The organism is Winogradskyella marincola (genome assembly GCF_029624125.1).
Lineage (GTDB): Bacteria > Bacteroidota > Bacteroidia > Flavobacteriales > Flavobacteriaceae > Winogradskyella > Winogradskyella marincola.
Genome location: NZ_JARSBN010000004.1, coordinates 444,935 through 458,960, shown reverse-complemented (window position 1 = coordinate 458,960; position 14,026 = coordinate 444,935). Strand labels below are relative to the sequence as shown.

9 protein-coding genes are annotated in these 14,026 nt (G+C 35.2%); 2 read left to right on the top strand and 7 right to left on the bottom strand.

Annotation, left to right across the window (positions count from 1 at the left end; genetic code table 11):
• Both P7122_RS09885 and P7122_RS09880 read right to left on the bottom strand, forming a co-directional pair.
• Positions 1 to 5,357, bottom strand: a 5,357-nt coding sequence (locus P7122_RS09885; protein ID WP_278005622.1) for an FIDD domain-containing protein, incomplete at its 3' end; no start/stop codon positions are given.
• A 211-nt stretch (positions 5,358 to 5,568) separates the two neighbouring features.
• Entirely contained in the window at positions 5,569 to 6,564 is a 996-nt protein-coding gene (locus P7122_RS09880; RefSeq protein WP_347402817.1) for an endonuclease/exonuclease/phosphatase family protein, read from the bottom strand.
• A 28-nt stretch (positions 6,565 to 6,592) separates the two neighbouring features.
• On the opposite strand from P7122_RS09880, the gene hflX reads away from it, so the two are divergent.
• Positions 6,593 to 7,804, top strand: a complete 1,212-nt coding sequence (gene hflX, locus P7122_RS09875) for a GTPase HflX (protein ID WP_278005621.1) — start codon at positions 6,593 to 6,595, stop codon at positions 7,802 to 7,804.
• 12 nt (positions 7,805 to 7,816) lie between these two features.
• Positions 7,817 to 10,087, top strand: coding sequence for a penicillin-binding protein 1A (locus P7122_RS09870; protein ID WP_278005620.1), 2,271 nt, complete (start codon positions 7,817 to 7,819; stop codon positions 10,085 to 10,087).
• 154 nt (positions 10,088 to 10,241) lie between these two features.
• Here the strand turns inward: P7122_RS09870 and P7122_RS09865 are convergent, their stop codons facing one another.
• The 5 genes from P7122_RS09865 to P7122_RS09845 form a co-directional block, all read right to left on the bottom strand.
• Positions 10,242 to 11,183, bottom strand: a complete 942-nt coding sequence (locus P7122_RS09865) for a DUF3078 domain-containing protein (RefSeq protein WP_278005619.1) — start codon at positions 11,181 to 11,183, stop codon at positions 10,242 to 10,244.
• Between the two features lie 128 nt (positions 11,184 to 11,311).
• On the bottom strand, positions 11,312 to 11,821 hold the full coding sequence (locus tag P7122_RS09860; RefSeq protein ID WP_278005618.1) for a DUF2480 family protein: 510 nt from the start codon (positions 11,819 to 11,821) through the stop codon (positions 11,312 to 11,314).
• A gap of 3 nt (positions 11,822 to 11,824) precedes the next feature.
• Positions 11,825 to 13,264, bottom strand: a complete 1,440-nt coding sequence (locus P7122_RS09855; protein ID WP_278005617.1) for a hydroxymethylglutaryl-CoA synthase family protein — start codon at positions 13,262 to 13,264, stop codon at positions 11,825 to 11,827.
• A 10-nt stretch (positions 13,265 to 13,274) separates the two neighbouring features.
• Complete coding sequence (locus tag P7122_RS09850; protein ID WP_278005616.1) at positions 13,275 to 13,601, bottom strand: DUF59 domain-containing protein; 327 nt, start codon at positions 13,599 to 13,601, stop codon at positions 13,275 to 13,277.
• A gap of 1 nt (position 13,602) precedes the next feature.
• Positions 13,603 to 14,025, bottom strand: a complete 423-nt coding sequence (locus P7122_RS09845; protein WP_278005615.1) for a SufE family protein — start codon at positions 14,023 to 14,025, stop codon at positions 13,603 to 13,605.
• Position 14,026 lies beyond the last annotated feature (1 nt).

Here is a 14,026-nt window from a genome sequence, read left to right as displayed (position 1 = left end):
TCGTTTGTTTGACCAAACCACTCATCTACATAGTTGTTTTTAGAGTAAACTAATGTTCCGTTTCTGTTAAAGATTTCAAGTTTTACAACATTAAAACTACTTAAGTCGAAATTATCGTTTAAGTCATCATTGTTAGGTGATATACCTTCTGGGAAAATACAAGTTTCAGCTTCTTCAACAAAAACAGTTAAAGAGTTAGTACATTCTGTATCATTAAAAGTGATGTCTGCAGTATAATCTCCAGAAACCAAAACACTGTTTAATGTTAAACCAGAAGCGCCAGCAATTAATGCACCATCTAAAGACCAAGTTACGCTTACATCCGAAGCTGTAAAGTTTTCTGGTACAATACCTATTGTAATAGGTGTTGTTGCGTTAGGGCATACAACGTATTCAAATTGTTGGTCAAAACTAGCTAAAGGCACTAGATTAACTTCTAAATTGAAAGATGTAGTTTCATAACATCCTGTGTTGTTGTCTTCCACTCTTACATAAACTGTTTCACCACTACTAGTGTAAGGACTAGTTAAGGCTGCAGCGTTGTTTTCAGCATCATCTTGTGAGGTATGATAAGTAATGGTAACATTTGCATCTGTACTTACTTCGTCATTAATAGATGTAAGATCAAATTGAGTTGTACCATCAACGGTTCCGTCTGTATCATCACATACTACGAAATCTTCTGGTTGATTAGCTATTGGTCTTGGATTAACAACTAATTCTACCTCTGGATAAGGGTTAGATTGACATCCTAAATAGCCATCATTGTATGCATCTGCATCTTGAATTCTCATAAACAAAGTTTCACCAGCACTTGTATAAAGAGGTCCTACAGGATCTATGGCTTGGTTGGCGTTGTCTATACTAGTATGATAGCTTACAACGAAATCTTCTCCTAAGTCTAATGAAGCTGTTAAAGCACCTAAATCAAATTCTTCTACACCATCAGAACCAGGTCCATCACAAACTGTAATGTTTTGAGAATCTACAGTAGGAGCTTCGTCGTATAATTTAACATCGATTAATGCAGAGAAATATGTTTCACTTTGGTCACAAATTCCTCCTAATACTTGTACTTGGTATGTACCAGACTCAGTAACAGTTAAATTAGGTTGGTTATAGTCAGGAATGATAAATCCATTTTCATACCATCTATATTCTTCTACTGAGTAGAAGGTATCTGCTGTTAATTCAACACTTTCGTATCCACAGAATTCAAAAGTTTCATCTGGTGTTATAGGATCTTCTACATCGTCTTCAACTTCACCACCTTCTATAGATAATGTAACATCACAAACAACATCACAATTAGTTCCGTCTGGTGGTCCAGAATCTTGGCTAAAGACATAGTAACCTGGATCTTGAGAGAAGTTAGTGATTAATATTACATAAACTGAGTTTTCAGGCACATCTGTAAGAGTAATAGTTTCACTAGCAGTAGCAGAATAGCTACAATCTGCTATGGTTTCAGGCAATAAATCTACACAGCCACCTTGTTGGTTAACAAATGGTCCCCAAACAATAAAGTCGATATCTATAGGGTTTCCAGATAGATCTACTTGGTCTAAACTAAATACATAATCACCTGCTATATCAATGTTTATTGTGTTCCATTGAGGATCTGGTTGAGATCCTAAACAGTCATAATCTAAGTAAGGAGGTGCTGTTTGGTCACCAACTATACTTTCGTATTGAATTGTTGGGTCAGCACATATAGGTAGAGCATCTAAACAGTAAGTTGGTGTACCTATTGTACTAATACATAAATCGAATGTGCTAGTTTCTGCAGAACTACCAGCAGAGAAAACTCTAATGTAATATGTTTGACCAATAGTTAACGCAGAAGTTATACTATATGTATCATCAGAACAATATAGTTCTACAAGGTTGCCACAATCTCCACTGTAAAGTGCGTGGTCTAAATTTGTAGTACCACCAGTTATATTTTGAAGGTCTATAATTTGTTGGTCACCAGCTGCTACAAATTGAAACCATACATCGTCATCTGGATTACCTCCACAACTTCCATCAGGTATTCCAGAAGGAGTAGCTGCAAGAATAGTACCTGGAGTTACAGATTCGCAACTTTCACCTGGATTTACCGATGCTTCGGTTGCGTTTATACAGTCATCATTACTAGGTGGACATGCTAATACTTCAAAAGATTCACTGCTTATAGTACAGTTGTTATCATCATTATTAGCTACAAAAACTTTAACACTGTTTCCAAATGGGAAAGGACCAGCTTGATATACATCAGCAGTAGGAACAGGTACAGTAGAAGCGTCATAGTCATTAGAAATTTCTATAGAAGAAGCGTCTCCCATATCAGTAACATCTACTTCAATATAGAATTCATTAGTATCACAATCTGTAATTACTGAATAGTTAGCCTCAGGTAATGTACATGTTAATTCTTGAATATTTACTGTGAAGTCTAGCGTTACACCCCAAGAACCATTATAGCAAGGGTTTGGTGTTGCTTGACCACTATCTGCAGTACCAATACGCATTCTATGCACACCTATTGGAGCAGTTAATGGCATTACAAATGAAGCGTCTAATGTAGTTGGGTTTGCATTAGTAGATTCGCCAGAAAAAACTAATTCTGTGTCTTCAAATACAAGGTTGTCATTAAAGTCAATCCAAATATTAGTACCATAAGTAAAGCCTGTTGCAAAAGTTACAGCAACATTGGTATCGATACCTTGGAATACATTTACTGTTGGAGATGTATGATCTTCGTAAGTAACGTCCCCAAAACTTGGGAAGTCTGTAAAACCTATAGTTACGTTAGATACACCTTGACCATCATTACTAGTAGGTTCTGACTGGCAATACCCAGTGTAGAAAGAACCTGGTCCAGAAAATGAACTTAAGTTAGTTGGGTCACATTCTGCTTGCACATAAAAATCATAATCAGTATCAGATGTTAATCCTTCTAATGCAAATGGATTTGTAGTAACACCTGTAACTAAAGTTCCTGTTCCTGGCACAAAACCATCAGGACCATATTCTATATTCCATGTGTCTGCAGTACCTGTTTCTGTCCAGCCTACCTCTGTAGAGGTTAAACTTAAGTTGTTTGAAGTTAAATCTGTCGGCTCAGGACAAGTAGGAATGCCTCTTACTCTAAAGTTATCTACAAATACATCATTATCTTCAGTGTCATCAACAGAACCTTCAGAAGCTAAGATACCAAATTGTACTGTTTGACCTACGTAAGCTTCTAAAGTAACTACAGGATGAGCACCAGTAGCAGGAACAGCAGAAGTGTTGTCGTAAGTAAGTAAAGTAGTCCATGTAGCACCACCATCATTAGTTATAAGTAATTGTACAGTATCATCAGAACCTAATGTACCAGCATTGGTAGAACTTCCAAATTGCATAATACCAAAGTCAAATTCTACTTGGAAAGGACCTCCAGTTAAATCAAATTGAGGAGATAAAATCCAATCGCTTTTACTTGCTTGCCATAAGTTAATTTTATAAGCACCAGTAAAACCGTCATTTAGGAAACCATCAGCAGCCCATGCTCCAGCACCAAGATCACCAGGACCTGTAGTAGCATCTCCACTATCTGCTTCGTCCCAACAGTCTGGGATAATAGTATCAAATTGTTGTAAATAATCAGGAACAAAAACATCACATAAAGTTTCGAATGAAATAGGTCCAGTCCAAGAACTTAAGTCACTTGTTCCACATATAGCTTGTACATAAAAATCATAAGAAGTAACTGGATTTAAACCAGAAACACTATAAGGGTTACCAACATCTGTTGCAGTTGGTGTACCAGTTGGAGGTGTTCCGCTTTCTACAATCTCTATGTTATATTCTACAGCACTACCATTTTCTGTCCATGATAATTCTGCACCATCAGCTGTAATGTTTGCTACAGATAAATCTGTTGGCTCAGGACAAGTAGGGATGTTTCTTACTCTAAAGTTGTCTACAAATACATCATTATCTTCAGTATCATCAACTGTACCTTCAGAACCTAAGATACCAAATTGTACTGTTTGACCAGCATAAGCTTCTAGAGTAACTACAGGATGAGCACCAGTAGCAGGAACAGTAGAAGTATTGTCGTAAGTAACTAAAGGCGTCCATGTAGTACCGCCATCATTAGTAATAAGTAATTGTACAGTATCATCAGAGCCTAATGTACCAGCATTGGTAGAACTTCCAAATTGCATAATACCAAAGTCAAACTCTACTTGGAAAGGACCTCCAGTTAAATCAAATTGAGGAGATAAAATCCAATCACTTTTATTTGCTTGCCATAAGTTAATTTTATAAGCACCAGTAAACCCGTCATTAAGGAAACCATCATTTCCCCAAGCTCCAGCGCCAAAGTCACCAGGACCAGTAGTAGCATCACCACTGTCGGCTTCGTCCCAACAATCTGGGATAATAGTATCAAATTGCTCTAAGTAATCTGGTGTGTAAACATCGCAAGTTGTTGTAAATGTAAAAGGACCAACCCAGCTACTTGACCCACTACCACAATTAGACTGAACATAAAAGTCATAAGATGTTACAGCAGACAATCCTGAAACCGTGTAAGGATTAGATACATTGCTTTCTGAAGGAGTTCCTGTAGGAGGGGTTCCTGATGTAACAACTTCTATATTCCAATCGTTTGAAGAACCACTTTCTGTCCAAGATAGCACAGCATCACTAGAATTAATATTTGAAGCGGTAAGTGCAGTTGGTTCAGGACAAGTAACTTCAAAAATGTTAATATCATCAAAACCAAAACCATCATCAACTACAGAGCCGTCAGAACCAAAAGCAATTCTAAAAATTACGCTAGTTTCACCTGCTAAACCTGTTAAAGCATGTCTTGCAGTAACCCAAGCATTGGTTCCACCTGCTCCTGTACCAGACCAACCTTCTTGCTGACCTCCAGGATTTCCACCAATTGTACCATCATTGAACCAATTGTTAGAGTCACCGTTAGCACCAACATTTACCCAAGTAGTACCACCGTCAATAGATGATTGAAGTACGGCACCATCCCAACTAAATTCAGCATCGTACCAGATGCTTAGTTCTATTGAAGGAGCAGATAGTGAAGAAAAATCAAAAACAGGACTGGTAACCCAAGAGTCTTCATTAACGTTGTAAGTACCAGTTAGATTGGTAACCCAAGAATTATCACCAGATGCAGCACTATTAATAATAGCACCAGCAGGTGTTCCTAAGGCCCAAGTTCCGTTGCCAGTATTGTCGGCAACCCAGCCTCCATCACCAGACTCAAAGTCTTCAGTGTATGGAAAAGTAGTTATTTGTGCTTCAAGGCCTGAAAAAGCAAGCAATGAAAACATAAATAAAAATAGAGTAATCTTTTTCATTATTAATCGGTTTGTTAGAAATTAGTTAACCCTTTGTAATACATTGATTACAAAGGATTTGTTTTTTTTTAATTTTTATGAGGCTTTTGGGAGCATATTGGCATGTTGGTTTTCATACTTTTTACGCACACCCGAATATATAAAAAATGCCTAGTAACATAATGTTAACATTACTATAATAGATGAAATACTTTATTTATCGATAAATGGTTTAAGGTGTTTTGAATTGTACAAAAACAGGGAAATGATCGCTATAACCACCTTTATATTTTTTACCTACGTAGGTTCTAAATGGTTGCCCTTTGAATTTACCATGGTATTGGGTTAAAAATTTTGAATTGAAGACCTCTGCTTTTACATATTTTAGTTTTATGCCATTAGGGTCAAAAAAATTACCGCTTATTAAAATTTGATCAAACATATTCCACTGAAAATCATGATTCAAGCTGCCTTTGTTATAAGACAAAAGCGTACTAAAAGGGTTGTATAATTGACTTTCGTTTTCTAACAACTTAATACTTTCATTGTCTGGGTTATCATTAAAGTCTCCCATTACAATGATTTTAGCATTAGTTTGTTCTTTTTTTAACCTTGAGATAACATTATTTACAACCTTAGCAGCAGCAAGTCTTTTGTGTTCGGTTTCTTTTTCACCTTCTCGACGAGAAGACCAATGATTAACTATAATATGAATATCTTCATTATTTAGTTTTCCTTGTACCAACAAAATATCTCTGGTATAATCTCTGTCTCCAAATTCAGTTTGAAGATAGACAGAAAAAGTTTCAGAATTTTCAACGTTAAAAAACTCCTCCTTATATATAAGAGCAACATCAATACCTCTTTCATCTAAGGAATCAAAATGAACAAAATTATATCCAAGATCTTTTAAATGTTCACTATGTATTAAATCTGTAAGTACGTTGTTGTTTTCAACTTCAGCAAGTCCTACAATTGCAGGTGAAGAACCACTTTCATTTTCACCGATTTGTGAAATGACTGAACCTAACTTTCTTAATTTATTTTGATAGCGTTTATAAGTCCATCGTTTAGCAGATGTTGGTAAAAAATCATCATCATTAGTATAAGGATCATTTTCTATATCAAATAAATTTTCGATATTATAAAAAGCTATTGTAAAGATTTTTGAGTTTTCTATCATGTCATAAAAATATAGCTTTTCAAAAATATACGATGGAAAATCCATTTCCTTAACTTTGTACTTTATTTAATTTATGCTAGAGAAAAAAGATATAGAATTAGAAAGTGTCGTACTTATAGGTATTATCACTCAAGATCAAGATGAAGAACAGTCTAAAGAGTATTTAGATGAGCTTGAGTTTTTAACCTACACTGCAGGTGGTGATGTTGTAAAACGATTTACTCAAAAAATGACTCAGCCAAACCCTAAAACTTTTATAGGTACAGGTAAGATGGAAGAAGTCATGAACTTTGTAAAAGAAAATGAGGTTGGTACTGTAATATTTGATGATGAGCTTTCGCCAGCTCAAGAACGTAACATCAGTAAAATATTAAATTGTAAAATTTTAGACAGAACCAATCTTATCTTAGACATTTTTGCGCAACGTGCACAAACCAGTTATGCCCGAACTCAGGTAGAATTGGCGCAATGCGAATACTTATTGCCACGACTAAAAGGAATGTGGACACACCTTGAAAGACAAAAAGGTGGTATTGGTATGCGTGGTCCTGGTGAAACGGAGATAGAAACAGATAGACGTATTGTTCGCGACAAAATTGCATTGCTAAAGGCTAAGATAAAAACCATTGATAAGCAAATGGCTGTGCAACGAGGCAACAGAGGCAAGATGGTACGTGTGGCTTTAGTAGGTTACACCAATGTTGGTAAGTCTACATTAATGAATGTGATTAGTAAAAGTGAAGTCTTTGCCGAAAATAAACTCTTTGCAACCTTAGACACAACGGTAAGAAAAGTAGTAATTGGCAACTTGCCATTTTTAGTAAGTGATACTGTAGGTTTCATAAGAAAATTACCAACGCAATTGGTAGAGTCTTTTAAAAGTACCTTGGATGAAGTTAGGGAAGCCGATTTATTGTTGCACGTGGTGGATATTTCACATTCTAATTTTGAAGAACATATAGAATCGGTAAATCAGATTTTAGACGAAATTGAAAGCAAAGACAAGCCAACTATAATGGTGTTTAACAAAATCGATGCTTACGAACCAGAACCTTTTGATGAAGAAGATTTGCTAGAAGAACGAACCAAAGCAAACTTTACCATTGAAGAATGGAAAAAAACCTGGATGTCTAGAGTTGGCGATAATGCTCTTTTTATTTCGGCATTGAATAAAGAAAATATGGACGAATTTAGAAAACGCGTTTATCAAGAAGTACGAGAAATTCACGTCACTCGTTTTCCATACAATCATTTTCTATATCCAGACGTTGAAGATATAGAGTAAATTATCTTCAAGATGACAACAAACACCAACCAATTCAAAATTAGGATAAAAAAGATTTTTAAAAACAAGTGGGTAAAATGGCTTTCTGTTTGTGCAGGTGCCATTTTACTGTTTTTGGTTGGTCTTTATATCAGTATATATTTAGGATTCTTCGGGAAGCTGCCTACCACAGAAGAACTCAGTTCCATAAAACAAGAGCAAGCCACCCAACTTTTAGACCACAACGGTAAGTTAATTGGTAAGTATTACATCTATGATAGGCAACCTGTAGAATTCAAGGATTTTCCGAAGCATTTAATAGATGCATTAGTTGCGACTGAAGACAGCCGTTTTTACGAGCACGATGGTGTAGATAATATCAGTCTTATGCGTGTGTTTGTAAAGAATTTAATTCTTAGAGATAAAAGTGCTGGTGGTGGAAGCACGATAACGCTTCAATTGGCAAAGAATTTATATGGCAGAAAAAATTATGCGCTATTTAGTATGCTCATCAATAAGTTCAAGGAATCTATTGTAGCCAAGCGTATTGAAGATATTTACTCTAAGGAAGAAATTCTAACGCTTTACCTAAACACGGTTCCGTTTCCTGATAATACTTATGGGATAGAAAGTGCTTCTTTAAAGTTTTTCGACAAATCCGTAAAAGACTTATCGCTAAACGAAGCTGCCACTTTAGTCGGAACACTAAAAGCCAACACCTACTACAATCCACGAGTGCATCAACAACGTAGTGAAGACAGAAGAAATGTAGTGCTCAACCAAATGGTTAATTATGGGTATTTGGCAAAAGATTCTTTAGAGTTTTATAGTAATGAAACATTAGAACTCAGTTACAAATCTTACAATCACGATTTAGGGTTGGCACCTTATTTTAGAGAGGCGGTTAAACAAGAGCTTTCAAAAATATTAGATACGCTAAAAACACCAGATGGCGAAACCTATGATTTGTATAAGGACGGATTGGTTGTGCATACAACGTTAGACTACCAAATGCAACAATATGCTGAAGACGCAATGAAATCGCACTTAACAAAATTGCAAAGTGATTTTGAAGCCTCTTACGGAAAGTACACACCTTGGAATGATAATTCTAAAGTTTTAAAAGCAGCAATTCAAAAATTGCCAATCGTTAAAAAATATAAAGAAGCAGGTTTGTCTGATGCGCAGATTAAAGATTCTTTAAACGTAAAACGAAATGTTGAATTATTCGGTTGGAAAGGCGATACTATCAAAAACGTTTCTGTAGTAGATAGTTTGAAACATTATCTAAAATTCTTAAACACAGGAATGTTATCCATAGACCCAAAAACTGGTGCAGTTAGGACGTATATTGGTGGTATTGATTATCGTTTCTTTAAGTACGACCACGTTTCCCAAAGTGAGCGTCAGGTAGGTTCAACATTTAAACCTTTTGTATATACTGCAGCTATTGAAAACGGTTTAGACCCTTGTACTTATTTTTCATTAAGGGAAGTGACGTATACCAATTATGACGATTGGACACCAAGTAATGCTGGTAGTGATGAAGAAGATCCTCATATTAATTATACTTTAGAAAATGCCTTGAGTAATTCTGTAAATACCATTGCTGTTAAGGTGTTGGAAGAAGTTGGCATACCAAAAACCATAAAGCAGGTTGAAAAATTAGGCATCACACACGAGTTACCTAATAAACCTTCCTTGGCATTAGGCGTTTCAGAAATTAATTTGAAAGAGCTCACAGGTGCTTATGCGAGTTATGTCAATAAAAGTAAGCCAGTAAAACCATTTTTAATCACAAAGATTGAAGATAAAAATGGAAATGTCATCGCTAATTTTGAACCAGAAGTTGCCGAATCACAAGCTTACAATGATTACACAAGGCAAGTAATGCTTCAAATGATGAAATCTACTGTCAATTCTGGTACAGCGACACGATTACGAAACACCTACGGATTACGAAACGACATTGCAGGTAAAACAGGAACAACACAAAATAATAAAGACGGTTGGTTTGTAGCCTTAACGCCAAAATTAGTAACCATTACTTGGGTAGGCAACGACAACCATAGTATAGGTTTTAAATCAACAGGAATAGGGCAAGGTGCAAATTCGGCATTACCAGTTTTTGCGAAGTTTTATCAAAAACTCAATAAAGATTCAGACTATAAGTCTATAACTAACGCTAAGTTTGAAAGTCCATCTGAAGACGTGATAAACGATTTGGATTGCGAGCCAACTAAACGTGATGGTTTTATTAAGCGTTTGTTTAAAAGGAAGAATAAAAAGAAAAAGTTTGACTAAAAGAAAAAAAGGTTGTTTAAAAGTTATGTTTTGTCAATCTGAACTCGTTTCAGATTCTAAACACTTTGAAAATCTACTTAAATGAGATTCTGAAATAAATTCAGAATGACAGATTTTCTACTTTTAAACAACCTTTTTTTATATACTAATAGTCTTAGAACTTATAGCTTAAACCAATTGTGTAATACGTTTGTAAATCGTTGTCTACATTATCAAACGTTGGTTCGTCTGCAGTTCCCATTGGGTCAAACTGACCAAGAGCATAGTTAAGCGCTTCTTGTTTGTTGCTTCTTAAACCAAAATCGAAACCAACACCAATCATTTTCCATAAGGTGTAGCTAAAAGAGTTAGTCCACGTCCAGTTAGACAAGTCGCTAGACTTGTAACTTTGGAATGTAGAGAAGTTAGATTTAAAAGCTATAGCACCAATTTGTCTTGTATAATCTGCAACGATTTTAGCACCCATAGATGAGTCGAAAATAGCATCGTTATCAGCAAATACAAAGTTGTAGTTTAATGGGTGAATAACCACGATTAAATTATCTAATGGTGTCCAAGTAGCACCAACACCAACGTCTAAGTAACCTGGATCGTTAAAGTTGTTTAATAATGTTGTTCTGTATTCCATTAAACCAGAAACAGCCCACTTTTCGCTTAACTTACGACCATAAAGAGATGATAAGTTAAATACATCTGTAGTAGGTTCAAAATCATCGCTATCAGTATCGATGTCTTTGTTGTCTAATTTTACCCACGCTAAGTTTGTAGTTAAAGAATTTCTCCAGAAATACTTGTCTTCAATTTTGTTGGCAAAAGCATTAAAAGTAAAACCAATATTACCAGAAGAGTTATTTGGTGCGCCTTGCGCATACCAGTTGTTAAAGTTAGATAGGCTTCCTCCAATAGTACCAAAAGCACCTACTCTCCAGCCAGGTAAAGCATCTATCTGAGCCTGTAAGGCATTTGCTTCTGCTTGAAACTTATTTGCCTCAGCTTGTTTTTCAGCTTTTTGTGCTTGTAACTCTTCTTTTGTTTGAGAAAAACCAAACGAAATTGCAAGCATTAAGAATGCTGATAAAAGTAATTTTCTGTTCATAATGAATTAAATTTTAATAATTTAAGTTGTTATAAGTTTTACAAATATACGTGTTTACTGACCTTTTTGGATGTCAGAAAACAGCTAATCACTATTGATTAGACCTTAAATTAATAAAGAAGTCACATTTATTTTTTCCTTTTGAAGAGAGGTACAGAAGAACAAGCTTCACCAAACATTATGGATTTTGCAATTGGCTTAAGTTTTTGAGATAATAAAACCAAAGCATTTGCAGGCACTGGTTTGTTAGAACAACCTTTTATAATTACAGGCATATCTTGATAAACACAAAGGTCTAATTCTGCAATGATTGAAGAATAAATCAAAGATTCTAAATCTTCTAAAGTACCAATTACCGTAAGTTTAGAATAGTTTTGAAGCTCTAAAGAAATTAGCATATAAGCCCAGTCAGGTACAATAGCATCTGTAGAACAATGTAGTGCAACATAGCAATTATTATATTGAGACCAATCGTGCTCAGCAACGTGTGCTCTAAACTCTTTTTCTCTGAGGACTAAACCTTCAAGTAACCAATCTTTTATGTCAAAAAGAATACGTTGCCCATTTGGGTAGTAATCCTCTAAGTCTATCACTTTGAGTTTGCTATTAGCGACTCTATTTATAATTTCTTCTGCCATAAATTATTTTACACTATAGCGTCTTAAGCCGTAGTTTGTTTCATCGCGTTCTATGTATTCTAAAGAAATTTTACTACCATTTTCTACAGGTTGCTCTAGCTTAGAACGATGAATGCTTTCATATGTATCTACACTAATAGCTGTTCTGTTTTCAAGAGTTTCAAAGAGTTTAATGTCTTTAATTTTAGACATCCAGTCGTTTTGTACAACACCTTCAAAAACTTTAGATTTAGAACCGCTTCCATAAGCTATAAAACCTACAGGATTACCTGCAATATCTTTATTGTTTCTGTAATTATCAGATAAAAAGCTCAATAAGGACATAAAAATTGAAGCCGTATACATGTTGCCAATTTCTGAAGAAGCCAATTCGCCTTGTGCAATTCTTGAGTTTACAAAATCACTGTATAGCTTCGATTTATAGGCTTTTTTAGACCAATCTTTTGGGTCTGAATCTTCAGATTTGCCGATTTCATTTTCTAAGTCTTGCTGAAGGTTTGAATCTTTAATCCAATGTAACCAATTGTTGAAAATGATACGTCTTCCATGAAAAGCATAAGGCAAATGGAATACAATATGCTGCCACTTTTCATTAAAATCTGTTGGCTTATTTTGGTCGAAATGTTCTAAGGCTTCAGTAATTCTATCGCTATAACAAGCATTAGAGAACTGTCCGTCAAAAACTGGTTCTTCTTTAAAAACTTCAACAACTTCATTGCTATCTGACCAAAATTCAGAATTTGTAGTAGATATAAATTTAGCAATCTTTTCGCTGGAAGCCTCTAAATCTAATTCACTTAAAAGAGACTTTAATAAATCTGCTTTTTTGTAAGAGCGTCTTGGTTTAAAGAAATCTCCTTCGCTCTTAAAGGCAACTCCCCAAACATCATCAATTGTAATGATAGAAGGGTTATGGCTAATTAATACTGCAACTGCACCAGCGCCTTGAGTGTACTCTCCTGTAGAATTGATATCGTATTTAGATAAATCTGAAGCGATGACAATGGCTTTTCTGCTTTGGTCTTGTTTTACCCAGTCAATACTATTCTGTAAAGCATCTACAGCGCCAACACAAGCAAACGTTAAATCAACAACATCACAGTTTTTAAAGCTACGCTCGCCATAAGTGGTTGCTAATTCTTTTTCAACAATTTCTACAGCGTAAGTTGCCGTAGGTTTAGAACCGTCAATAGCACTTTCGGTACCTAGATATACACGACCAATGTCATTTGGATCGATATTGTTTTGTGTGATAAGGTTGAGTAAGGCATTAGCCGCAAAGGTTGCAGCGTCTTCGCCAATGTTTGGTACTGCCATTTTTTGCAGACCAAGTCCTCTTTTTAATTTTTCTGCTTCAATACCTCTGGCTTCTGCCAAATTATCCATTGTTACATAGAGTTGAGGTACATAAAATGCGATAGCGTCAATTCCTGTTGCAGTCATAAAAAATGTTTTATAGCATTCCTAATTCTAGTTTTGCTTCTTCGCTCATTAAGTCTTGAGACCAAGGTGGATCAAAGGTAATTTCTACTTCGGCATCTTTAACCTCGTTAATAGATTTTACTTTTTCTTCAACCTCTAAAGGAAGGGTTTCTGCTACAGGGCAGTTTGGTGTTGTTAAGGTCATTAAGATTTTTACTTCATAATCTTCATTAACAAAAACATCATATATTAATCCTAATTCGTAGATGTCTACAGGAATTTCAGGGTCGAAAATTGTTTTTAATACGCGTACAATTTTATCGCCTAAAACATTTGTGTCTATTGTTGTTTCGCTCATCTTAATTCAACTGTGTTTGGTATGCAATAGCATACATTTTTAATTGTTTTATCATGCTAACCAAACCGTTAGCTCTTGTAGGAGATAAATGATCTTTAAGACCTATTTTGTCAATAAAATCAGTGTTAGCTTCTATAATATCTTTTGGATGTTGATTAGAAAACACTCTAATTAAAATAGCAATGATGCCTTTAGTGATAATAGCATCACTGTCTGCGGTAAATGCTACTTTATCTTCGTTCATTTCGGCATGTACCCAAACTTTACTTTGACACCCTTTTATGATGTGATCTTCGGTTTTGTAATTATCGTCAATCAGTGGTAGTGTTTTACCTAAGTCTATCATGTATTGATAACGTTCTTCCCAATCATCAAACATTGAAAACTCATCAATTATTTCGTTCTGAATTTCTTCAATAGTCATA